The organism is Massilia sp. Soil_C_3, from assembly GCF_057657035.1.
Map to the genome: position 1 here is coordinate 122,251 of NZ_JBDGJG010000005.1, position 22,907 is coordinate 145,157.

The 22,907-nt window shown below is 65.7% G+C and carries 17 protein-coding genes and 1 tRNA gene; 12 read left to right on the plus strand and 6 right to left on the minus strand.

The genetic code is table 11. The annotated features are described in order from the left end of the window. Positions 1-8: 8 nt before the first annotated feature. Both AC3A6F_RS11135 and AC3A6F_RS11140 read right to left on the minus strand, forming a co-directional pair. Positions 9-2,201, minus strand: coding sequence for a beta-glucosidase (locus AC3A6F_RS11135; RefSeq protein ID WP_487680639.1), 2,193 nt, complete (start codon positions 2,199-2,201; stop codon positions 9-11). Positions 2,202-2,274: 73 nt separating this feature from the next. Further along, on the minus strand, positions 2,275-5,277 hold the full coding sequence (locus AC3A6F_RS11140; RefSeq protein ID WP_487680641.1) for a TonB-dependent receptor: 3,003 nt from the start codon (positions 5,275-5,277) through the stop codon (positions 2,275-2,277). A 344-nt stretch (positions 5,278-5,621) separates the two neighbouring features. Here AC3A6F_RS11140 and AC3A6F_RS11145 point away from each other — a divergent pair, with 344 nt between their 5' ends. The 8 genes from AC3A6F_RS11145 to selB all read left to right on the plus strand — a co-directional run bounded on the left by AC3A6F_RS11145 (position 5,622) and on the right by selB (position 17,237). Further along, a complete protein-coding gene (locus AC3A6F_RS11145; RefSeq protein WP_487680643.1) occupies positions 5,622-7,502 on the plus strand; it encodes a patatin-like phospholipase family protein in 1,881 nt (626 codons plus the stop codon). 148 nt (positions 7,503-7,650) lie between these two features. Beyond that, a complete protein-coding gene (locus AC3A6F_RS11150; protein ID WP_487680644.1) occupies positions 7,651-8,004 on the plus strand; it encodes a hypothetical protein in 354 nt (117 codons plus the stop codon). A 134-nt stretch (positions 8,005-8,138) separates the two neighbouring features. Further along, the gene (gene fdnG / locus AC3A6F_RS11155) at positions 8,139-11,210 is read left to right on the plus strand and encodes a formate dehydrogenase-N subunit alpha (protein WP_487680646.1); all 3,072 of its coding nucleotides are present in this window, start codon (positions 8,139-8,141) and stop codon (positions 11,208-11,210) included. Between the two features lie 3 nt (positions 11,211-11,213). Further along, on the plus strand, positions 11,214-12,158 hold the full coding sequence (gene fdxH, locus AC3A6F_RS11160) for a formate dehydrogenase subunit beta (protein ID WP_487680648.1): 945 nt from the start codon (positions 11,214-11,216) through the stop codon (positions 12,156-12,158). A 10-nt stretch (positions 12,159-12,168) separates the two neighbouring features. After that, positions 12,169-12,813, plus strand: coding sequence for a formate dehydrogenase subunit gamma (locus AC3A6F_RS11165; RefSeq protein WP_487680650.1), 645 nt, complete (start codon positions 12,169-12,171; stop codon positions 12,811-12,813). Between the two features lie 15 nt (positions 12,814-12,828). After that, positions 12,829-13,848 carry a formate dehydrogenase accessory protein FdhE gene (gene fdhE, locus AC3A6F_RS11170; protein ID WP_487680652.1) on the plus strand — a complete coding sequence of 340 codons (1,020 nt, stop codon included), beginning with the start codon at positions 12,829-12,831 and terminating at the stop codon, positions 13,846-13,848. A gap of 2 nt (positions 13,849-13,850) precedes the next feature. Next, complete coding sequence (gene selA, locus AC3A6F_RS11175) at positions 13,851-15,302, plus strand: L-seryl-tRNA(Sec) selenium transferase (protein WP_487680654.1); 1,452 nt, start codon at positions 13,851-13,853, stop codon at positions 15,300-15,302. A gap of 18 nt (positions 15,303-15,320) precedes the next feature. Next, positions 15,321-17,237, plus strand: coding sequence for a selenocysteine-specific translation elongation factor (gene selB, locus AC3A6F_RS11180; RefSeq protein ID WP_487680656.1), 1,917 nt, complete (start codon positions 15,321-15,323; stop codon positions 17,235-17,237). Here the strand turns inward: selB and AC3A6F_RS11185 are convergent. Continuing rightward, positions 17,199-17,789, minus strand: coding sequence for a PEP-CTERM sorting domain-containing protein (locus AC3A6F_RS11185; RefSeq protein WP_487680658.1), 591 nt, complete (start codon positions 17,787-17,789; stop codon positions 17,199-17,201). The genes selB and AC3A6F_RS11185 overlap by 39 nt on opposite strands. A gap of 23 nt (positions 17,790-17,812) precedes the next feature. After that, on the minus strand, positions 17,813-20,056 hold the full coding sequence (locus AC3A6F_RS11190) for a phosphocholine-specific phospholipase C (RefSeq protein WP_487680660.1): 2,244 nt from the start codon (positions 20,054-20,056) through the stop codon (positions 17,813-17,815). Between the two features lie 181 nt (positions 20,057-20,237). On the opposite strand from AC3A6F_RS11190, the gene udk reads away from it, so the two are divergent. From udk to AC3A6F_RS11210, 4 genes are all read left to right on the plus strand, one after another. Next, positions 20,238-20,915, plus strand: a complete 678-nt coding sequence (udk, locus tag AC3A6F_RS11195) for a uridine kinase (RefSeq protein ID WP_487680662.1) — start codon at positions 20,238-20,240, stop codon at positions 20,913-20,915. 32 nt (positions 20,916-20,947) lie between these two features. Beyond that, positions 20,948-21,043: transfer RNA gene (locus AC3A6F_RS11200), tRNA-Sec, on the plus strand. Positions 21,044-21,065: 22 nt separating this feature from the next. Then, positions 21,066-21,512 carry a glycine cleavage system protein H gene (locus AC3A6F_RS11205; RefSeq protein ID WP_487680664.1) on the plus strand — a complete coding sequence of 149 codons (447 nt, stop codon included), beginning with the start codon at positions 21,066-21,068 and terminating at the stop codon, positions 21,510-21,512. Continuing rightward, a complete protein-coding gene (locus AC3A6F_RS11210) occupies positions 21,509-21,895 on the plus strand; it encodes a DsrE family protein (RefSeq protein WP_487680666.1) in 387 nt (128 codons plus the stop codon). The genes AC3A6F_RS11205 and AC3A6F_RS11210 overlap by 4 nt, the downstream gene beginning before the upstream one ends. Here AC3A6F_RS11210 and map read toward each other — a convergent pair. Beyond that, complete coding sequence (gene map, locus AC3A6F_RS11215) at positions 21,892-22,665, minus strand: type I methionyl aminopeptidase (protein WP_487680668.1); 774 nt, start codon at positions 22,663-22,665, stop codon at positions 21,892-21,894. The two genes, AC3A6F_RS11210 and map, sit on opposite strands and share 4 nt — an antisense overlap. After that, positions 22,662-22,874 (minus strand): ParD-like family protein, encoded by a 213-nt coding sequence (locus AC3A6F_RS11220; RefSeq protein ID WP_123068662.1) that lies wholly within the window; start codon positions 22,872-22,874, stop codon positions 22,662-22,664. The genes map and AC3A6F_RS11220 overlap by 4 nt, the downstream gene beginning before the upstream one ends. Between the last annotated feature and the right edge of the window lie 33 nt (positions 22,875-22,907).

Sequence of the window (22,907 nt, forward strand, 5' to 3'; positions counted from 1 at the left end):
GCGAGTCCTTAGCGCGCTCCGGCCGCGAACTCCCGCGCCGGCAGGCGCACGGTCACCGTCTGCACCGGAGCATCGGCTGCCGTGGCGAGCGTCACGCGGTATTCGCCGGCCGCGATCTTCCAGCGGTTGGACGCGGCATCGAACACCGCCAGCGTGCGAGGGTCGAGCGCGACCTTGCTGGCGCGGCGCTCGCCGGCGTTCAGGGCCAGCTTGTCCCAGCCGCCCAGGCGCTTGGGCGCTTCCCAGCCGGCGCCGACCTTCGACACGTACACTTGCGGCACCGCCTTGCCGGCGCGCTCGCCGCTGTTCAGGGTGTCGAAGCTGACCTGGATGCCGCCGTCCGCCGCCTCGGCCTTGAGATTGGTGTAGGTGAAGCTGGTGTACGAGAGGCCGTGGCCGAAGGCGAACAGCGGTTTGAGGCCCTTCAGGTCGAACCACTTGTAGCCGACCGCCGCGCCGTCGATATCGTAGTCGACGTCGAAGCGGCTGTCCTTGGGCAGGTCCAGGCCGTCGAGTTTCGGGCGCGGCAACTGGTTCTCGGACAGCGGGAAAGTCTGCGGCAGGCGTCCCGAGGCGTCCACTTCGCCGCTCAGCACGCGCGCGATCGCCTCGCCGCCATTGGTGCCTGGATACCAGGCCTGGACCACGCCGGCCACGGCGTCCACCCACGGCATCGTTACCGGGGTGCCGGTCTGCAGCACCACCACCGTGCGCGGGTTGGCTTTCGCCACGGCGGCGATCAGCGCGTCCTGTGCGTTAGGCAGCGACAGGTTCGGCACGTCGTTTGCCTCCGAGGTCCACTGGGTCGCGAACACGAGCACCACCTCGGCCCCGGCGGCGACTTTCGCGGCGCCTGCCACATCCTTGCCGTCATGCCAGTCGAGCTTGGCCTTGCTGCGGCGGGCCAGGGCCTGCATTGGCGAACCTGGCAGATAGACCATCGGTCCCGGCCAGGCCGCCGGTCCTTCGTTCGGCACCGCCATGCCGCCGCGCGGATAGACCTGGGCCGAGCCGCCGCCGGACAGCACGCCCTGGTTGGCGTGACCGCCGATGATGGCGATGCGTTTCAATCCCGCGGCCAGCGGCAGCACCTTGTCCGCGTTCTTGAGCAGGACGATGCCTTCCTCGGCGTCTTCCTGCGAGATACGGCCGTGGGCGGCGTAATCGATGTCCTTGTCGCGCACCTTCACTGGATTGTCCAGCACCCCATGGGTGCCCATCGCCCACAGGATGCGCGCCACCATATCGTCCAGTCGCTGCTCGGGCACGTGGCCGTTCTGCACCGCTTCCTTGAGAGCACCGTCGAAGTAGGGCGATTTGTCGAAGGGGTAGCCGGACTGCTGGTCCAGGCCCGCCAGCGCCGCCGGGATGGTCGAATGCACGGCGCCCCAGTCCGACATCACATAGCCCTTGTAGCCCCAGTCGCGCTTGAGCACCTTGTTGAGCAGGTGATCGTTCTCGCAGCCGTACACGCCGCCGATGCGGTTGTACGAGCACATGACCGAGCCCGGGTTGCCGCGCTCGATGGCGATCTGGAAGGCCAGCAGGTCGGACATGCGGCCAGCCGCGTCGTCGATCTTGACGTTCAGGTGGTTGCGGCCCGTCTCCTGGTCGTTGTAGGCATAGTGCTTGAGGGTCGAGATCACGTGGTTCGACTGCACGCCGCGAATCTGTTCGCCGGCCATGATCCCGGCCAGCAGCGGGTCTTCGCCGGTGTATTCGAAATTACGGCCATTGCGCGGCTCGCGCGCCAGGTTGACGCTCCCGCCCAGCATCACATTGAAACCCGACAGGCGCGCTTCCTTGCCGATCATGGCCGCGCCCTTGAAGGCCAGCGCGGGGTTCCAGGTGGCGGCGGTGGCGATCCCCGCCGGCAGCGAGGTGCGCAGGCGCGTCTGCTTGCCCGGTTGCGAGGCGACCCCGATGCCGGCGTCGGTCAGCCACTGCGGTGTGATGCCCAGGCGTTCGATGCCCTTGATGTAGCCGGCCGACTGCACCAGCGCTTCGGCGGGCGGCTCTTTGCCCTGGAATTCGGTGCCGAACTGGCCGAACACCATGCCGATCTTTTCGTCGATGGTCATCTGGCTCACCAGTTTTGCCGCGCGTTGCTGGGCGTCGTCGGGGGCGGCTTGCGCGCACTGGACGGCGCAGGCGGCGGCGAGGGCAATGGCCCAGCGGGCGTTCGGCAAAGCTTGCTGCATATTGTTGTCTCCTTGTATTCTTGTTTGATGGCCGCGCCGCCCGTGAAGGACGCGCGCGGCCGGCTGGCGCAACTTAGAACGACACGCCGAGACGCACGCTGTAGCGCGGCCCCGTCACGAACCACGCGCGGCCCTTGTCGCCGACGTGGTGGGTCATGATCTGCTTGTACTTCGCGTCGGTCAGGTTCTGGGCCTGGAAGTCGATGCGGTAGTTGTCGTTGAACTTGTAGCTGACGCCGCCATCGAGCTGGCCATAGTCGTCGGCCCAGATCGGCAAGCCCCAGGCGACCACGTTCTGGCCGAAGGTCGGGCTGTCCGGATTGGTGTCGACGCCATTGGTGCCATTGGTGCCGTTGTTGTTATTGCCCAGCAGGTTCTTGGAGCGCCAGCTCCAGGCCAGGCGCGCCGACCACGGACCACGGTCATACAGCAGCGCCAGGTTATAGGAGTTGCGCGACATGTACTCCAGCGGCAGGTCGCCGAAGGTGCGGCCGTCGGTATCGCAGCCATTCAGGTTCAGGTTCAGGTTGGCCGCGTTGTTGCCGGCGCCGCACCAGGGCGAGAACACCGGGCTGTACAGGTCGCGCTTGGTCTTGACGTGGGTGTAGTTGGCCTGCACCCCGAAGCCTGCCAGCCAGCCCGGCAGGCGATCGAAGTACTGTTGATAGGCGATTTCGACGCCACGCGCGCTGCCGCGTGCGCCGTTGACCGGCGTAGACACGTTGAAATCGATTGCACGTCCGGCGGAGTCAGTCAGCTGGTAGAAACGGCTCTGCTTGATGATGATGTCGCGCAGGCGCTTGTCGAACAGGCCCACGGTGAGCGAACCGGCCTTGGCGAAGTACCATTCCGCGGTCAGGTCGATATTGCGCGAGGTGACCGGGCGCAGCATCGGGTTGCCGATCGCCTCGCCAACATGGCCGACCGACGTGACGTTGGTGACCTGCTCCGCGCCGGTGCCGGTGGTGGTGCTGGTGACGCTCTGGCTCAGCGTGGTGTAGGCCTGCAGCTGGTCGAAGTTCGGACGCGACATGCCCTTGCCGATGGCGAAGCGGAATTGCAGCTCGTCGCTGGCCTTCAGCCGCAGGTTCAGGCTCGGCAGCCAGTTGTGATAGCTGTTGCGGTAGTCTTCGCGGCCGGCGAATGGGGCGATCACCGGCACCGGCAGGCCGGTGGTGCCGCCCGGCGGGACGATGAAGGTGGAGTTGTACACCGTGTAGCCGTACGAGTCCGATTCGGTCTTCACGTAGCGCACGCCGACGTTGCCGTCGATGGGGAAGCGCAAGTCGTCGAAGGCGAAGCGCAGCTGGCCATAGAGCGCCTTGGTTTTTTCGGCCTGCTCGTTGTCGCCCGACGGATTGGCTTCGCCGAAGGCGGCCGGGGCCCAGGGCGTGCAGCTGTTGCCCGCCTCGGCGCACAGGATGTCGTGGAAGCTGTGTAACTGGGCATAGCTGCCCGGGAAGCCGGCGGTGACCGACTTGGCCGGGAAGATGATCGCCGGGACGTTGGCGTCGCCGTTGAAGAAGTTGTTGAACTGATTGACCGTGGTCGGGGCCTGGAAGCGCGGGTCGCTCAGGTAAGCGAGATTATTGATCTGCCACGGCATCATCCAGCGCTGCGAGATGCCGACCCAATGGTAATTGGGGTTCGAGACGATGGTCTTGGCGTCGCGGTCGGTGAGACGTACGCCGATGCGCAGGTCGCGCAGGATCGGGTTGTCGAAGTCGTACTTGACGTCGCCTTTCCACGCCTTCTGCTCGGCCTTGCTGCGGTCGAGGTGCTCTTGCGAGAAGGCCCAGAAGAAGTTATTCGGGTCGCTCATCGCCGCGGCGTTCGCCGGGCTGAAGGTAATGCGCGGCAGCGGGCCGGTGACGTCGAGGTTCAGCTCCGGCATCAGGGTGCCCAGCGCCACCGTCGAATCGAAGCCTTCCGAATGCGCCTTGACGCGCTGGAAGTCCGAGGTGAAGGTCCAGTTATTGGCCGGCTTCCATTCGATATTCCAGGCGATGTCGGTGGTGACCGAATCGCGGCTCTCGGTGCGGGCATTGTTGGCATACTCGATGCTGCCGCCGGTGGGGTTGGTGATGGTGCCGCTCAGGAAGGCGCCGTTGGGGTCATAGACGCCGTTCGTCACGCGCAGATTGGTCGGCGTGCCTTCGGCCGAGAACAGCGCGTTCTCGTCCCAGCGCATATCGTATTTCGAGCGGAACCAGGTCAGGTGGCTCTTGAGGGTATTGTCCTTCTTCCACTGCAGCGCGCCATACGTGCCCTGGCGCTTGCGGTCGAAGTCCAGCGTGCGCCACTGCGCGCCCTTCGGGATCCAGACGGTGCGGCCCGGTTCGGCGTCGGCCACCGGATAATACGGTTCGACCTGGAAGGCGTCGGTACGTGTAACGCTGCGCGAGCTGGCGAAGTTGACCAGGGCGCCGACCTCGCCGATGCCGGTCTGCCAGCGGTTCGAATACAGGAGCGAGCCGGCGGGGCGGGTCTTGCCCTTCGCGAGTTCGGAATAGGTGCCTTCGATGCTGCCCGAGATGCGCTGGCCCTTGATGTCAAACGGCAGCGCCGTGCGCAGGTTGACCAGGCCCGAGATGCCGCCCTCGATCTGTTCCGCCGACGGGTTCTTGTAGACGTCGATGCCGGCCATCAGTTCGGGCGGCACGTCGCCGAAGTTCAGGGCCCGGCCACCCGTGGACGAGAAGGAATCGCGGCCGTTCAGTTCGGAGCGTACCCAGGAGAGGCCGCGGATCGACACGCCCGAGCCTTCGACCGAGAAGTGTTCGGGGTCGGCGCGCGACATGGTGCGGTCGATGGTCACGCCGGGAATCCGCTGCAGCACTTCGGTAATGGATTTGTCGGGCAGCTTGCCGATGTCCTCGGCGACGATCGAATCGACCACTTCGTCCGAGTTCTTCTTGAGCTGCTGGGCGCTGTCGAGGGCGGCGCGCTGGCCGGTGACCGTGACGACCTGGGGAGTGTCGCTCGCAGCTGGCGCTGCTTGCTGCGCGAAGGCTGCCGACAACCAGCACAGATGTGCGACGCCCACGGCAATGGCCGACTTGTTCAACTGTCTCATGTTGTGTCTCCGTCTTTGTTGTGAAGAACCCGTCTGTGGGATTCTTTTCAGGTGCTACCGAGGCTGTCGGCAGTCTGCGGCCGCATAACCTGTCAGTAAATATAACACCTAATGTTTGGCGCAATCATTGCCTTTCCGACCTCGTTGTAAATATTTATTGATGTCGTTGCCATTTCGATGAAATCGTTATCATCGCGTGGCATTTTTACATCGTTACCGGGCCGAACGTGGAACTGTGGGAGGCGTCAACTGCCTAAAGGCGACAGGTCGGCGTTTTCCGGTGCCTGGTCTGAACCATGGGTGAATGCCTGCCTCGATTGTCGATTCACACGAGGGAGGACATCATGCCTGTCAAAAACATCGCCATCGCCTGCCAGGGCGGCGGCAGTCACGCGGCCTTTGCCGCCGGCGCCTTGCCGGTGCTGCTGCCGCAGTTTCGCAACGCCGAGCTCGCGACAACCCAGGGGCAGGCGGTGCTGGCCCAGGAGCCGGGAGAGGTGCTGCGCCTGACCGGCATCAGCGGCACCTCGGGCGGCGCCATCAGTGCCTTGCTGGCCTGGTACGGATTTCTGCTTGGCGGCCCGCAGGCGGCCAGGGCCGGGCTGGAGCGGTTCTGGGACGCGAACTGCGCCATCGCGCCCGGTGAACGCCTGCTCAACGACATCGGCCAGTGGGCCGGCAGCCTGGCCCAGGTCGACCTCAAGCTGAGCCCCTATCTGTCGCCGTTGCGCGAGATCGAAGCCTTTGCCACCGCCACCTGGCCGATGCTGACGGCCATGTGGCCGCCGCTGGGCGGCTGGATCCGCGGGCCATACTTCCAGCTGCGCGAGTCGATCGCGCCGCACGTCGACTTCGACCTGGTCGGCGCCATCGGCGACTTTTGCAGCATTCCGCAAGAGATCAAGCGCTGGCACGCGGTCGCCCTCGAGGCGCGCATGGCCGATGCGCCACCCGAGCGCGAGCGGTTACAGGCCCGCCAGGCCGCGATCGAGCACGACCTGCGGGCCCGACTCGCCTCTGGTGGCTGGATCGCGGCCTGGTCGGAGGCGCACGAGCTGGCGCCCGGCACGCTGCTGCGGGCCACCTTCGATGGCCTGCAGTTGCCCGAGCTGCGCTTCGAGCCGGACGCCCTGGGCAACCTGGCGCATGCGGTGCGCGATGCAGCCCGCGCGCTCCCGCAACTGCTGATCGGCGCGGTCGACATCGATAGCGGCGCCTTCGTTGCCTTCAGCTCGGAACGGGCGCCGATCGACGCCGGCATCACGCTCGATGCGGTGGTGGCCTCGGCTTCGCTGCCTTGGGTCTTCATGGCCCAGTCGATCCAGGCGCTCGACCCCGAGACCCACGAACCGCGCCGCATGGCGTGCTGGGACGGCCTGTTCTCGCAGAACCCGCCGATCAAGAATTTTATTTCGTCGGGCGTCGATCCGGCCAAGAAGCCGGACGGGCTCTGGATCTTGCAGATCAACCAGGACCGCTACGACTTCAGCGGCAAGGTCGCCGGCCCGGGCAATGCCCAGTCGGGAGACGAGCTGTGGCACCGCCGTGACACGCTGTCCGGCAACCTGTCGTTGAACCAGGAAGTGGCCTTCATCGAAGCCGTCAATGCCCGTCTCGACGATCCGGGCCAGCGCTTCCGTCCCCACGACAAGCCGATCGAGGTGGTGCGCATCGTGCTCGACGGCGAGGCAGTCGGCGGCGTCGTGCGCAAGGAGCTGGGGCTGTTCTCCAAGTTCGACCGTGACCCGCAACTGGCCCAGGCCCTGCTGGCGCACGGACGGGAACAGGCCGCGCGCTACCTGGCGCTGCGCGCGCAATCCGGCGCCTTGTGGGAGGCCCTGGCCAGGCAGGTGGGCATGATGGGGGCCAGGCCCAGCGACCGCCTGATCCAGGCCATGCGCTATCTGCCGGGGCATGCGCGCATGGCCGGCGGGCTGGTGGCGCCGGACGTGATCACGATCGAGGGCACCGGCCAGGCCAGCCTGCGCTGGCATGCGAGCGAAGCCGAGGTCGAGGGGCACCTGGTGCGGATGAGGGGGAGCACATTGCTGCGCATGGGCGAGGAGGGCTGGCGCCTGGCCGAGACCCGCCTGCTCGACATCGAGGAAAAGGCGGCGCCGGCGGCCGCTGCGGGCCAGGGTGAAGCGGTGGCGCCATCCCCGGCGGCGCGGCGGCGTAGTGGGGCTGCGCGCAAGGGCGATGGCGGAGAAACGTCTTTACATTAGCGTCCGGTGGCGAGGTTAGCACGACAAGCGCGGTTCAATTCTCACCGAAACCCACGCACAAATTGTATACATTGCGTAAAATACTTATTTCTAGCGTTCATCAATTCATATATATTTTCGACATATCTCACGGCCAACGGATATTGCAATGCAACATAACTCATATACCAAACACCGCATCCTGCTGAGCGCAGGTATGTTGGCCGCCGTGTTCGCCCTGTCGGCGTGCGGCAAGAAGGCGGACGTCGAGGCCTCCCCGGCCCCGACCGATCCGGCGTCGCCGGCAGCAGTCGCCACCCAGAACCCGGATCCACATGCCGGCATCGTCGCCGAACCGACTACGTCGCCGGAAGCGATTCCGGGCACCGGTCCGGGCGAGGGCGGCACCGCCATCGGCGGCGTGGTCGCTGGCCAGGATGCAGGCAAGCCCCGCGACAGCGGTGCTTCCGAACCGACCGGTGGCGATGGCGCCACCCAGGCAACGACGCCGCCGGCCAGGTAACACGACCGGCGACGCAGCAAGGCGCGCACGCCACCTGACGGTGGCAGCGTCGCGATCGGACCAGCATGCCGGGGCATTGACCCCGGCAAATCCTTTTGCGATGTGCGTAATCCATTACTAGTAGGAGAACCTAGATGGGCATGAATCGTAGGCAGTTCCTCCGCGTAAGCGGTGCGGGACTGGCCGCGTCCACCATCGTCGCGCTCGGCTTTTCGCCGCTGCCGGCAATGGCCGAGACCCGGCACTATAAACTGGCGAAGGCCAAGGAGACGCGTAACACGTGTCCGTACTGCTCGGTGGGCTGCGGCCTGCTGATGTACAGCATCGGCGACGGCGCAAAGAACGTCACCTCGGACATCATTCATATCGAAGGCGACCCGGATCACCCGGTGAACCGCGGCACCCTGTGCCCGAAAGGCGCAGGCCTGCTCGACTTCGTACACTCCCCGAACCGCCTCAAGTATCCTGAAGTCCGCGAACCGGGCAGCAAGGAATGGAAGCGCATTTCGTGGGACCAGGCAATGTCGCGCATCGCCAAGTTCATGAAGGACGACCGCGACGCCAACTTCATCGTCAACAACGCCGAAGGCAAACTCGTCAACCGCTGGACCAGCACCGGTATGCTGTGTGCGTCCGCGGCGAGCAACGAAACGGGCTACATCACGCACAAAGCGATGCGTTCGATGGGCATGCTCGTCTTCGATAACCAGGCTCGCGTTTGACACGGACCTACGGTGGCCGGTCTGGCCCCGACGTTCGGACGAGGAGCGATGACCAACCATTGGGTTGACATCAAGAATGCCGATGTTGTACTGATTATGGGCGGCAATGCCGCCGAAGCTCACCCTTGCGGTTTCAAGTGGGTGATCGAAGCCAAGCATCACAATAAAGCCAAGCTGGTCGTGGTCGACCCGCGCTTCACGCGTTCGGCCGCCATGAGCGACTATTACGCGCCGATCCGCGCTGGCTCCGACATCGCCTTCCTGGGCGGCGTCATCAACTATCTGCTGAGTAACGACAAGATCCAGACCGAATACGTCCGGAGCTATACCAATGCGTCGTTCATCGTCGGTCCCGACTTCTCGTTCGAAGACGGTATCTTCTCCGGCTACGACGAAGCCAAGCGCCGCTACGACAACAAGTCGTGGGGCTACGCCATGGGTGAAGACGGTTTCGCCAAGGTCGATCCGACCATGCAAGACCCGAATTGCGTCCTGCAGGTGATGAAGCGCCATTACTCGCGCTACACTCCTGAACAGGTCAGCAAGATCACCGGCACCCCGGTCAAGCAATTCCTGAAAGTCTGCGAGTACATCGCATCGACCTCCGTGCCGGGTCGCGCCATGACGATCATGTATGCGCTGGGCTGGACCCAACACAGCCAGGGCAGCCAGATCATCCGTACCGGCGCCATCATGCAGCTGCTGCTGGGTAACGTCGGCGTCGCCGGCGGTGGCCTGAACGCGCTGCGCGGCCACTCCAATATCCAGGGTCTGACCGACCTGGGCCTGCTGTCGAACTCGCTGCCGGGCTACCTGTCCCTGGCGACCGACAACGAGCAGGACCTGGAGACCTACTACAAGCCGCGCGCACTCAAGCCGCTGCGTCCGAACCAGATGAGCTACTGGCAGAACTATCCCAAGTTCTTCGTCAGCCTGCAAAAAGCCTGGTGGGGCGATGCCGCGACCGCGGAAAACAACTGGGCCTTCGACTACCTGCCGAAGATCGACAAGCTGTACGACGTGCTGCAGGCCTTCGAGCTGATGGGTCAAGGCAAGTTGAACGGCTATATCTGCCAGGGCTTCAATCCTGTTGGTTCTTTCCCCAACAAGAAGAAGATCATTGCCGGCCTGTCCAAGCTGAAGTTCCTGGTGACGATGGATCCGCTCAATACCGAAACTTCGGAATTCTGGCAGAACTTCGGCGAGTCGAACGACGTCAACCCGGCCGAGATCCAGACCACCGTGTTCCGCCTGCCGACCACGTGCTTTGCCGAGGAAGACGGTTCGCTGTCGAACTCGTCGCGCTGGCTGCAATGGCACTGGAAGGGCGGCGAAGCGCCGTACGAAGCCAAGCCGGACATCGAGATCATCGCCGACCTGTTCACTCGCATGAAGAATGCGTACATCAAGGATGGCGGCGCCTTCCCGGATGCGATGGTGAACCTGGCCTGGCCGTACAAGATCCCGCACAGCCCGTCGGCTGAAGAACTTGCTAAAGAGTTCAACGGCAAGGCGCTGGCCGATATCCCGGATGCCAAGGACCCGAGCAAGATCATCCTCAAGAAGGGTCAGCAGGTGCCGGGCTTCGGCGTACTGCGCGACGATGGCACCACCGCCAGCGGTTGCTGGGTGTATGCCGGTTCGTGGACCGAGGCGGGCAACCAGATGGCCAACCGCGACAATGCCGATCCGTATGGCCTGGGTAACACGCTGGGTTGGGCCTGGGCCTGGCCGGCGAACCGCCGCGTGCTGTACAACGCCGCCTCGGCCGATCCGAGCGGCAAGCCGTGGAACCCGCACCGCAACCTGATCGCGTGGAACGGCACCAGCTGGACCGGTTCCGATATTCCGGACATCCGTCCCGATGCGAATCCGGGCGACGAAGACCGCGTGCAGCCGTTCATCATGACGGCCGAAGGCGTGTCGCGCCTGTTCGCGCCGACCGGCATGGCCGAGGGGCCCCTGCCTGAGCACTACGAGCCGTTCGAGTCGCCGTTCCCGGTCAACCCGATGCACCCGAAAAACCCGAAAGCCCGTGCCAATCCAGCGGCGCGCGTGTTCAAGGGCGATATGGAAGCATTCGGCACCGCGAAGGACTTCCCGTACGTCGCGACCAGCTACCGCCTGACCGAGCACTTCCACTACTGGACCAAGAACGTGTTGTCCAACGCGATCATCCAGCCGCAGCAGTTCGTGGAAATCGGCGAGGAACTGGCTAAGGCCAAGGGCATCAGCAATGGCGACATGGTCAAGGTGTCGTCGATGCGCGGCTACATCAAGGCCAAGTGCGTCGTCACCAAGCGCATTCCGCAGCTCGATTGCGATGGCATGAAGGTGGATACGGTGGGCTTGCCGAACCACTGGGGCTTCGTCGGTTTGACCAAGCCGGGCTTCCTGGTGAACACGCTGACCCCGTTCGTGGGCGATGCGAATACCCAGACCCCGGAATTCAAGTCGTTCCTGGTCAATATCGAAAGGGTCTAAGTCATGTCTTCACTACAATCTCTCGATATCGCAGCGCGGTCGGCCACCACGGCGACCACGCCAGTGGCCCGGACCCACAAGCCTGAAGTGGCCAAACTGATCGACGTCTCGAGCTGCATCGGCTGCAAGGCATGCCAGGTGGCGTGCATGCAGTGGAACGATCTGCGCGACGACGTCGGCGACAATAACGGTACCTACGACAACCCGCGCGACCTGACGCCGCAGTCGTGGACGGTCATGAAGTACTCGGAAGTCGTCACCCAGACGCCTGACGAAGGTGATCGCCTGGAGTGGCTGATCCGCAAGGACGGCTGCATGCACTGCGACGAACCGGGCTGCCTGAAGGCCTGCCCGGCGCCGGGCGCGATCGTCAAGTACACCAACGGCATCGTCGACTTCATCAGCGAGAACTGCATCGGCTGCGGCTACTGCGTCGCCGGCTGCCCGTTCGACGTGCCACGCATTAGCAAGGTGGACTCGAAGGCCTATAAATGCTCGCTGTGCGCGGACCGCGTGGCAGTGAACATGGAACCGGCCTGCGTCAAGATCTGTCCTACCGGCGCGATCCGCTTCGGTACCAAGGAGGACATGATCGACTACGCAGCCGATCGCGTGGTCGACCTGAAGGAGCGCGGTTACCAGAACGCGGGCCTGTACAACCCGGCCGGCGTGGGCGGTACGCACGTCATGTACGTGCTGCAGCACGCCGACAAGCCGACGCTGTACGCCGGCCTGCCCGAGAACCCGACTATCAGCCCGACCGTGGCGCTGTGGAAGGGCGTGGCCAAGCCGCTGGGCGTGGCCGCGATGATCGGCGCTGCCGTGGCCGGTTTCTTCCACTACATGAAAGTGGGTCCGATCGAGACCCATGTGGACGAACCGCCGGTGCAGCCGACGCCCGACGCAGACGGGCGCGACGCAGTCCGGCATGATGAACCGCGCGTTTAAGGAGAAGAACATGTTTATCACTCGTTATCGCGACCGCACGCGGATGAACCACTGGGCCGTGGCCCTGCTGTTCATCTGCGCGGGTCTGACCGGGCTGGCATTGTTCCATCCTTCGATGTACTTCTTCAGCGTCTTCTTCGGCGGCGGCTACTGGACCCGTGTGCTGCACCCGTTCTTCGGGCTGATGATGGTGCTGGGCTTCGTGTTCCTGTTCTTTGCCGTGGTGCGCGACAACTTCTGGACCCGTGCCGATACGGAATGGGTCAAGAAGGCGCCGAAAATGGTGACTACCGGCAACGAGCACGACATGCCGCCGGTGCACAAGTACAACGCCGGTCAGAAGGGCGTGTTCTGGGTGTTCGCCATCAGCCTCGTGCTGCTCTTGATCACCGGCTTCATGTTCTGGCAGCCATGGTTCGCGGACTTCTTCCCGATTCCGCTGCGCCGCATCGCCATGCTGGTGCATGCGGTGGCAGCGTTCGCGCTGGTGCTCAGCGTGATCATCCACGTGTACGCCGCCATCTGGGTCAAGGGCTCGTTCCGCGCCATGACCCGTGGCACCGTGCATGAGGACTGGGCGAAGTCGCACCATCCGCTGTGGTATAAGGAAGTTACCCGGAATACCACCCCGGAAACCACTCGCAAGAAACATTAAGGATCTGCCTGTTCTATGAGTGTTACCAAAGCAACACCGCTGCTCAGCCCGGAAGAAATCGCGGTCCGGTCCGGGCAGCAGATGCCCTACCTGCACCTCCCGGTGCGGGCGGAGCTCTTCGCCACCCGTGAAACCCGCCTGCGTCAGCTGGCGGCCGGGCATGCGATGCGCGACTTCATGCTGTTCGCCGCCGAACTGGCGCACGTCCAGCATGAAGTCCTGCAGGACTATCCCGAGGTTGCGCTGCCCAGCGGCGACGACCTGCTGGCCGCCGGCCGCGCCGCCCAGGCGCCGCTGCCGGCGCCGCTGTGGCCGCGTGACCCTGCCTGGCGTGGGGCCATGCGCCGCATGCTGGAGCTCTTGGTCCCGCGCCTGGCGGGCAGCCCGGCCCAGGCGGCCGTGCAGGCCTTGCTGGCCGCCAGTGACGACCATCTCGAGGGACAAGCCGAACTGCTGCTGCAAGGCGCGGCCGGCCTGGACATGAGTGCGGCGCCACTGGTGGCGGCCGGCCTGCAGGTCTACTGGACCCAAATGGTTCTGGAAATCCAGAAAGCCCACGGCGCGGCGCGCCAAGAACCGTTCGGGCGCACGCTCGACGTGACCTTGTGCCCGTGCTGCGGCAGCTTGCCGACTTCGTCGGTCACGCGCCTGGATGCCGGTGGCAGCCACTTCCGCTACCTCAATTGCGCACTGTGCTCGACGCAGTGGCATATGGTGCGGGTCAAGTGCAGCCATTGCCAGAGTACCAAGGGCATCCACTACCACTCGCTGCAGGCGGTGGCCACCGATGGCGCGCAGGAAGATACTGCGCAGGCATCGGTGCAGGCCGAAACCTGCGACGAGTGCGGCCACTACCTCAAGATCGTGCGCATGGAGAGAGATCTCCACGTCGATCCGGTGGCCGACGACGTGGCGACCCTGACACTGGACATCCTGGTGTCGGAGGCGGGCTTCCAGCCGCATGGCGTCAACCTGCTGCTGCTCACGGGCGGCGAAGACGACGCTCCGGAAAACGATCAACCAGGGAGTCATTGACGATGTCGCTTGACGAGTCCGTGGTCCACGGCTCGAAGGCGACAGTCAAGGATCTGCCTTCGATCGATAAACTGCTGCGCCTGCCATCCGTGCAGGCCCAGGTCTCCAGCCACGGCCATGCTTTGGTCGCGGCGGAGGCGCGCGCGCAGGTCGATAGCCTGCGCGCGCAGGCCCTGGCAGGCGTGCTCTCCGCGAGCGCGCTGCTGCCGGAGGCGCTCGGCCAGATGCTGGCCGGGCGCATTGCCGAACGTCTGGCGCCGAAGATGCGCCGCGTGATCAACCTGACCGGTACGGTCATCCATACTAATCTCGGACGCGCCGTCCTGCCGCAAGCGGCAATCGACCACCTGGTCGCGATGATGGCCGGCCCGAACAACCTCGAATACGACCTCGCCACCGGCTCGCGGGGCGACCGCGACAGCATCGTCGAAGGCCTGCTGTGCGAGATCACCGGCGCCGAAGCCGCGACCGTGGTCAACAATAATGCCGCCGCCGTGCTGCTGTCGCTGGCCGCCCTGGGCGGCGGACGCGAGGCGATCGTCTCGCGCGGCGAACTGGTGGAAATCGGCGGCGCCTTCCGCATGCCCGACGTGATGGCCAGCGCCGGCGCCCACATGGTCGAAGTCGGCACCACCAACCGCACCCACCTGGCGGACTACGAGCGCGCGATCAACGAGCGCACGGCGCTGCTGATGAAGGTCCACACCAGCAATTACGCGGTGCAGGGCTTTACCAGTTCGGTGTCCGAAGCCGAGCTGGCGCCGCTGGCAAAGGCGCGTGGCGTTGCCCTGGTCAGCGACCTGGGCAGCGGTTCGCTGATCGACATGGGCAAGTACGGCCTGCCGCAGGAACCGACGCCGCAGCAGATGCTGGCGGCCGGCTGCGACGTGGTCACCTTCTCGGGCGACAAGCTGCTGGGCGGGCCGCAGGCCGGCCTGATCGTCGGCTCGAAGGAATTCGTCACCCGCATCCGCAAGTTCCCGATGAAGCGCGCGCTGCGCCTGTCGAAATTGCCGCTGGCGGCGCTGGAAGCGACCGTGCGGCTGTACCTACAGCCCGAGCTGCTGGTGCGCGAGCTGCCGACCCTGCGCTGGCTGACCCGCACGCAGGAGCAGGTGGGCGCGACCGCGAACGCCATCCTGACGCCACTGCGCGAGGCGCTGGCGCCGCGCTATACGGTGACGCTGGAGACGATGGTGAGCCAGATCGGCTCCGGTTCGCTGCCGATCGACCGCCTGCCGTCGAGCGGGCTGGCGATCGCGCCGAACCTGGCCGGCAAGCGTGGCATGGGCACGGCGCTGGACGCCCTGGCCGAAGCGCTGCGCGCGTTGCCGCTGCCGGTTATCGGCCGCATCGCCGACGACCGCCTGTTGCTCGACTGCCGCTGCATCGACGACCCGGCCGAGCTGCTGGGGCAACTGGGCGCGCTACGCGCGGCCCTCGTCGACGCATAAGAACGTAAAGGATTTCGCATGATCGTCGGCACCGCCGGACATATTGACCACGGCAAGACGGCCCTGGTGCGCGCACTGACCGGCATTGACGCCGACCGCCTGCCGGAAGAAAAAAAGCGTGGCATCACGATCGAGCTGGGCTATGCCTGGATGCCGCTCGAGGATGGCGGCCGCATCGGCTTCGTCGACGTGCCGGGCCACGAAAAACTGGTGCGCACCATGGTGGCCGGCGCCAGCGGCATCGATTTCGGCTTGCTGCTGATCGCGGCCGACGACGGCCCGATGCCGCAGACGATCGAGCATGCGACCATCCTCTCCCTGCTCGGCGTGCGGCGCGGCGCTGCCGTGATCACCAAGATCGACCGCGTCGACGCCGAGCGCCTGCGCGAGATCGAGGCGGCGGTCGCCAGCTTGCTGGTCAGCGCCGGCCTCGAAGATTATCCGGTGCTGCAGGTGTCGAGCATCCGCGGCGACGGCATCGATGCCTTGCGCGCACTGCTGGTGGAGGCGCTGCACGCGGCATCTGGCGATGGCGTGCCTGGCGCGGGCTTTCGCATGGGCCTGGACCGCGCGTTTACGCTGGACGGCGTGGGCACCGTGGTCGCCGGCAGCGTCTCGGCAGGCAAGGTCGCCGTCGGCGACGGCCTGTCGCTGGCCGCCGCACCGGACAAGGAATACCGGGTGCGCAGCCTGCAGGTGCATAGCCGCGCCGCGCAAGAGGCCCAGGCCGGCCAGCGTTGTGCCGTCGGCCTGGCCGGCCTGGAGCGCAGCGACGAGCTGCGCGGCCAGGTGCTGTGCGATCCGGCGATCGCGCTCACGACCGGGCGCATCGACGTCTGGCTGCAGGTAGCGGCCACCGAAGAACGCGCGCTGCGCTCGGGCACCCTGGTGCACCTGCACGCCGCGACCCAGGATTGCCTGGCCACCGTGGCCGTATTGGGCCAGCCATCGATCGCGCCGGGCGCCGCGGCGCCGGCGCAGCTGGTGCTGCACAAGCCGGCCAACGTCTGGCACGGCGACCGTTTTATTTTGCGCGACGCCTCGGCGATCCGCACCGTGGCCGGTGGCTCGGTGCTGGATCCCTTGGGGCCGGTGCGCTACCGCCAGACGCCGGAACGCCTTGCTTACCTTGAGACCCAGCGCGCCGACGATCCAATGACCCGCCTGCTCGGTGCGCTGGTCCAGGCGCCGTATGGCGTCAACGGCGCGACCTGGCTTCGTAGCTCCGGGCTGGCGGCGTGGCCATTCGACCTGGCGAGCGTGCCAGATATCGTGGTCGGCGCCGGCGGCGAATGGATTGTTTCACGCGCGCGGCTGCAGGAAAACGAGGCCGGACTGCTGCGCGTGCTGGGCGACTTCCATGCGAAATACCCGGACGAGATCGGCCCCGACCTGCTGCGCGCGCGCCGACTGGCCGCGCCGCGCATGCCGGAGGCGCTGTGGCTGCAGCTGACCGAACACATGATCGCGGCCGGCGGCATCAATCGCCGCAACGGCTTCCTGCACCTGCCGGAGCACGGCGTGGCCTTGCGTGCGGCCGAGCAGGTGGTGGCCGAACACGCGCTGCCGAAACTGCTGGACGGCCGCTTCGATCCGCCGTGGGTGCGCGACATCGCCCAGACCGCGCGCCTGCCCGAAGTGCAGGTGCGCCAGGTGCTGGGCCGCATGGCGCGCGGCGGCGACGTCTATCAGATCGTGAAAGACCTGTTCTACCACCCGGCCGTGATGCAGGAGGCCGCCGACCTGGTGCGCCGCCTGGCGCACGAGGATGCCCAGGGCCAGGTCACGGCGGCGCGTTTCCGCGACGAGACGGGCCTGGGCCGCAAGCGCGCGATCCAGATCCTGGAGTTCTTCGACCGGATCGGTTTCTTGCGCCGGGTCGGCGACGTGCACCTGTTACGGCCGGGGACCCTGCTGTTTCCGCCGAAGGACTAGCAGGCCGCCTACGCCGGCAAGCAGCAGGGCCGGCATGCCCGGTTCCGGCACCTGCGCGGCATCCACGAAGGTGAAGTCGTCCATCGCGTAGGAGCCCTGGGCGCCGGTGCGCACGACCACCGAATCGATCGCGCCATCCCAGCCGGCGTCCAGGAAGGCCGACGCGGTCGTCAGTTGCAGCGCCGCGGAGCTGGCGACCAGTTGACCGGCGAAGTAGAGGTCGAAGCGCACGCTGCTGTCCTCATACCCCGAGAACCACGCGCCGTTGAACACCGTCGGCGCCAGGAAGCGGATGGTGCTCGCGATTGGCCCACCGTCGATCCAGTCGGTCGTCACCTGGCCCAGCCCGGAGTGCGGCGTGAAGGGCCCGCCCTGTGCGGTGAATACGTTCAGGCCGGATGCAGACCAGTCCAGGCCACCGTAGTTGCCGGGCACGGCGGCGAAGCCGTCGGGGCCGACGATGTCGTCGAAGTTCAGCACGGCGGCCGAGGCAAAGGGGGCGCACAGCGCGATGGCGGCGGCGGCCGCGAAGTTGCGAATGATCGATTGCATGGGAATTCCTTTCAATAGTGTGTTCAGGCGCGGCCCAGCGCCGGGTCGCTGACCGTGTGGCGGCCGGTCTCGACGCGCCCGGCGAAGCGGCGCAGGTAGTCGGGTTGGCCGGATACCGTGGCGCTGAAGTCGTACCAGTAATCGTTGCCCGCCACGGGAATGCGCACGGTCAGTTCGGTGCGCGGCGCCAGCGTGTGCTGTTGCCGTAGCTGCGCATACGCGTTGGCGCCCAGGACGAAGGTGCACGGCGCCGCGCCGGTGTTCACCAGGCGCAGCACCAGTTCGCCGGTCGCGGCGTCGCAGCGCACCTGGACATCGGGACGCGGCTGGCCCGCCGCCACGGCGCGCAGCGCGCTGCCGGTGTAATGCCGGTGATAGCCGTTCGGCCCCAGCACCCACAAGTCGTAGGCGCCGCCGACCGCCGGCGTCCAGGCGTCTGCCAGCGACTTGCCCGCTTCGACGGTGAAGCGGCGCGGGATGGCGGCCAGGTTCTTGCGGTCGTAGACGTGGAACACGGCGCCCTGGCGGCCGCTGTTGATAAAGGTCAGCGCCACCCGCGCCGCGGCCATCGTGGCGCCGGGCTGGATTTCGCAGGTGGTCGCAAGTTCATACGGCAGCGCGCGCGACGGCCGGGTGCCTGCAGCCTGCGCCGGCATCTGCGGCGTGGCCGGCGCTGGCACCTGCGGCAGGCGCTGCTGCGCGGCGCGCAGGGCGTCGGCCTCGCCCTTGCTCTTGCGGCCCGTGAGCACCGGCAGGGCTTCATCGTTGGGCGACACGAAGTTGAAGGCACTGGTCAGGTCGCCGCACACCGCGCGGCGGAACGGGCTGATATTCGGCTCCTTCACGCCGAAGCGCGCTTCCAGGAAGCGCAGCACCGAGGTGTGGTCGAACACCTGCGAGTTGACCCAGCCGCCACGGCTCCAGGGCGAGATCACATACATCGGCACGCGCGGGCCGGGGCCGTACACCCGGCCGTCCGGCGCCGGCTGCCTGGTGCTGCCGGGAGGGCGCGAATGCGTGTAGTACTCGTGCGTCAGGTCGCTGGCCGCCAGGGTGGTCTTGCCGGCGTAGCCGCCCTTGCCGTCGGGCGAGGGCGCCGAGGGGGAGGGCACGTGGTCGAAGTAGCCGTCGTTCTCGTCGAAATTGACGATCAGGACCGTCTTGCTCCAGACCTCGGGGTTGGCGGTGAGGGCGTCCAGCACCTCTTGCAGGAACCAGGAACCCTGCACCGGGCTCGATGGGCCGGGATGCTCGCAGTAGATCGACGGCGCGTTCATCCACGATACCGCCGGCAGCTTGCCCTCGCGGATGTCGCGCTTGAAGGCGTCCAGGTACTGCTCGGGCCGGGTGCCGGGCAGGGTGTTGGCGATGCCCTTGTAGAGCGGATTGTTGGCGTTGTCGGTCGCCGCGTCATAGGCTTTATAAGGCAGCGACTGGCCGGTATTGGTATAGGGCTGGCCAGGTGCGCCGCCGCTGGACACCGGATAGCCCGAGGCGATATTGGCGCGTTTGAACTGGCGGAAGGCGCCCAGCATATTGTCGCCCCACTCGTCGGGCATGTTCTGGTAGCTGATCCAGCTGACGCCGGCCGCTTCGAGGCGTTCGGCATAGGTTGTCCAGGTGTAGCCGGTGTTGACGCCGGCGGCGACGCCATCGATGGCATCCCACTCATTGGTGACGAAGGCGGTGCCGGTCGGCACGGCGCCGTTGGTGCCGGTCAGGAAGAAGGAGCGGTTGGCGTCGGTCCCGGTGTGCATGGAGCAGTGGTAGGCATCGCACAAGGTGAAGGCATTGGCCAGCGCGAAGGAGAAGGGGATCTCGCTTTCCTTGAAGTAGCCCATCGAAATCGGGTTCTTGTAGCGCGGCCACTGGTCCATGCGGCCGTTGTCCCAGGCCAGCTGGCTGTCGAGCCAGTCGTGCGGCGTGCCGTTGGCGCGCTGGGCATTGCCCTTGCTGCCGTCGAGGTGGAACGGCATCATCAGGTTGCCGTTGCCCATGCGCTGCTGCCACACGTTGCGGCCTTCGGGCAGGGGGATCGGGAAGCGGTCGCCGAAGCCGCGTACGCCGGCCAGCGTGCCGAAATAATGGTCGAAGGCGCGGTTCTCCTGCATCAGGATCACCACGTGCTCGACGTCGCGGATGGTGCCGGTGGCATTGTTGGCGGGGATGGCGAGCGCGCGCTGGATGGCGGGCGGGAAGGCGGCGTAGGTGGCGGCGGCGATGCCGGCGCGGGCACTGCTGCTCAGGAATGTGCGGCGTGAAGTCATGAGATCTATCCGGGAATAGGTGTTTGCGATTGGGTAACAACAATTGCCGCGTTATGTTGTTGTGCCGATATTGTTTGCAACTTCGCCAAGGTAAGCGATGTGCATGACGATGTAATGACAGACCGATGCGTGGAGCCCGTCGCCCCTGTCGAAACCCACGCCGCTCCGGTATCATGGCGGGATGAATCAGAATCCTTCGCAACCCTTTGTACCCTTCGTCATTGGCGTCGCCGGCGGCAGCGGCAGTGGCAAATCGACGGTGACGCAGCAAGTACTGTCGTCGTTCGGCAGCGATCTCGTCTCCGTCGTCATGCAGGACGACTACTATCGCGACCAGACCCATCTCACCATGGAAGAGCGGCGCGAACAGAACTACGATCACCCGCACGCCTTCGACTGGCCGCTGCTCGTCGAGCACGTGCGCGCCTTGCGCAACGGCGAATCGATCGCAATGCCGATCTACGATTTCACGGTATCCAACCGTACCGACCAGACCATTCCCGTCAAGCCGGCGCCGGTGATCGTGATCGAGGGCCTGTTCGCCCTGTACGATGCCGACCTGCGCGACATGATGTCGCTGAAGATCTTCGTCGATACCGCGCCCGACGTGCGCTTCATCCGCCGCTTGCAGCGCGACGTCGCCGAACGCGGCCGTTCGCTGGACAGCATCGTCGGCCAGTACATGGACACGGTGCGTCCGATGCACAAGCAATTCATCGAACCGACCAGGCGCAGCGCCGACATGATCCTGCCGCACGGCGCGAATGGCCCGGCGATCGACGTCATCACCACCAAGGTGGCGAGCGTGCTCGGCAAACTGCAGATCCTCGAGCGTCGCTCGAGCCCGGCACTGGATTGAATTGCCCGCACGCGGTAAAATGCGAGCTCTTCGGAAGGAAATCGTCCCTGGTGGGGCGGCTGGGCTTCAAACCCAGTTGGTGGCGCCATGCGTCGCCGGGTGGGTTCGACTCCCGCATCCTTCCGCCATGACTTACTTCCCCTGGCTACCATGATCATCCTCGGCTTCGATTATCCGGACGACTGCTATTTCGATCTGGAGAACGATATGTGGTGCCGCGACCTGGGCGACGGCCGCATGCAGGTCGGCGTCAGCGCCTTCGGCGTCAAGATCAGCGGTAATTATTTCTATATGTGCCGGCCGAAGTCGGTCGGCAACGAGCTTGAGCAGGGCAAGACCATGGGTGTGGTCGAGCTGAGCAAGACGGTGGTGACGATCAAGACGCCGGTCTCCGGCACCGTGGTCGAGATCAACGAGCTGCTCGAAGACAAGCCCGAACTCATCAACCAGGACCCGTATGGCAAGGGCTGGATCTGTGTGATCCAGGCCAGCGACTGGGAGGGCGACCGGGCCCGGCTGGCGCATGGCGCCCTGCTTGCCGAACAGGCCGAGCGCCGCATGCGGCTCGAGCCGACCGACGACTGGATCAAGCCGTGAGCACGCAGGAGCGCGGGCTGGCCATCCTGGTCTGGTCCTGCGACCTGTCGCGGCCCGAATTGCTCGCCACGCCCTTCATGACCGCGCAAGCCGCAGCGGCGCTCGATATGCGGGTCAAGATGCTGTTCTCGAGCCAGTCGGTGCAATGGCTGCTGGCTGAGAATGCGGCGCGCCTTACCGGCTTCGGCGCCGAGCAATGGCCGATCTCACGTCACCTGGAGGCGAGCGTCGATCTGGGCGTGGAGATCCGCGCCTGCACCCAGGCGCTGCACGCCAGCGGCGCCGACCGCGCCATGCTCGCGCCGCACTGCGCCGGTGTCGAAGGCATGGTGTCCTTCGTCGAGCAGGGTAGCGCGCCGGGCTGGCGCATGCTGGTGTTTTAGGCGGCGACCATTGCGCGTTCTTCGGGGCGCAGGGTCAGCACCGCCACACCGCTGGCCGTGACGGCGATCGTGTGCTCGAACTGCGCCGACAAGGACCCGTCGCGCGTCACGACGGTCCAGCCATCGTCCTCGGTGCGCACGCTGCGCCCACCCCGGTTGAGCATGGGTTCGATGGTAAATACCATGCCCTCGCGCAGCCTGAGTCCCGTGCCCTTCGTGCCAAAGTGCAGCACCTGCGGTTCCTCGTGCATCTCGCGGCCGATGCCATGGCCGCAGTATTCGCGCACCACCGAACAGCCATTCCTCTTGGCGTGGCGCTCGATCGCATGGCCGACGTCGCCCAGGGTGGCGCCGGGCCGCACCGCGCGGATGCCTTTCCACATCGCCTCGTAGGTGGTTTGCACCAGCCGGCGCGCGGCCAGGTCGACGTCGCCGACCAGATAGGTCTTGCTGGAGTCGGCGATATAGCCGTTCTTTTCGAGTGTGATGTCGAAGTTCACGATGTCGCCGTCCTTCAGGATGTCGGTCGTCGACGGCACGCCGTGGCACACCACGTGGTTGATGGAGGAGTTGAGCACGAAACCGTAGTCGTACTGGCCCTTGCTGGCCGGCCGTGCCCCGAGCCCGTCGACGATGAAGCGTTCGACGAGCGTGTCCACCTCGAGGGTCGTCATGCCGGCCAGGGGCAATTGGTCGAGCATCCCGAACACGGAGGCCAAGAGGCGCCCGGATTCGGCCATCAGCGCCAGCTCATGCGGTTGCTTGGTCATGCCGCGCTCAGGGTGAGGGGTGGCGCCGACACGCCGGCGGCGGCCAGTTCGCGCTGCACGATCTCGTTGAAGCTGAGGGTGGGGTTGGTCTCGCACAGCATGCCGATCTTGATCCAGAACGCGGCCTGCGCGTTGATCGAGCGGCACGAGACCTTGGTGGCGAGGCGGACCTGGTCGTGCAGGTCGTCTTCGATGTTGACAATGCCCATGGCTCTACTCCGTATATGATCTGTATATTGATT

Coding starts and splice junctions, on each gene's coding strand:
- AC3A6F_RS11135 (WP_487680639.1), bottom strand. CDS start 2,201: ATGCAGCAAGCTTTGCCGAACGCCCGCTGGGCCATTGCCCTCGCCGCC.
- AC3A6F_RS11140 (WP_487680641.1), bottom strand. CDS start 5,277: ATGAGACAGTTGAACAAGTCGGCCATTGCCGTGGGCGTCGCACATCTG.
- AC3A6F_RS11145 (WP_487680643.1), top strand. CDS start 5,622: ATGCCTGTCAAAAACATCGCCATCGCCTGCCAGGGCGGCGGCAGTCAC.
- AC3A6F_RS11150 (WP_487680644.1), top strand. CDS start 7,651: ATGCAACATAACTCATATACCAAACACCGCATCCTGCTGAGCGCAGGT.
- fdxH (WP_487680648.1), top strand. CDS start 11,214: ATGTCTTCACTACAATCTCTCGATATCGCAGCGCGGTCGGCCACCACG.
- AC3A6F_RS11165 (WP_487680650.1), top strand. CDS start 12,169: ATGTTTATCACTCGTTATCGCGACCGCACGCGGATGAACCACTGGGCC.
- fdhE (WP_487680652.1), top strand. CDS start 12,829: ATGAGTGTTACCAAAGCAACACCGCTGCTCAGCCCGGAAGAAATCGCG.
- selA (WP_487680654.1), top strand. CDS start 13,851: ATGTCGCTTGACGAGTCCGTGGTCCACGGCTCGAAGGCGACAGTCAAG.
- selB (WP_487680656.1), top strand. CDS start 15,321: ATGATCGTCGGCACCGCCGGACATATTGACCACGGCAAGACGGCCCTG.
- AC3A6F_RS11185 (WP_487680658.1), bottom strand. CDS start 17,789: ATGCAATCGATCATTCGCAACTTCGCGGCCGCCGCCGCCATCGCGCTG.
- AC3A6F_RS11190 (WP_487680660.1), bottom strand. CDS start 20,056: ATGACTTCACGCCGCACATTCCTGAGCAGCAGTGCCCGCGCCGGCATC.
- udk (WP_487680662.1), top strand. CDS start 20,238: ATGAATCAGAATCCTTCGCAACCCTTTGTACCCTTCGTCATTGGCGTC.
- AC3A6F_RS11205 (WP_487680664.1), top strand. CDS start 21,066: ATGATCATCCTCGGCTTCGATTATCCGGACGACTGCTATTTCGATCTG.
- map (WP_487680668.1), bottom strand. CDS start 22,665: ATGACCAAGCAACCGCATGAGCTGGCGCTGATGGCCGAATCCGGGCGC.
- AC3A6F_RS11220 (WP_123068662.1), bottom strand. CDS start 22,874: ATGGGCATTGTCAACATCGAAGACGACCTGCACGACCAGGTCCGCCTC.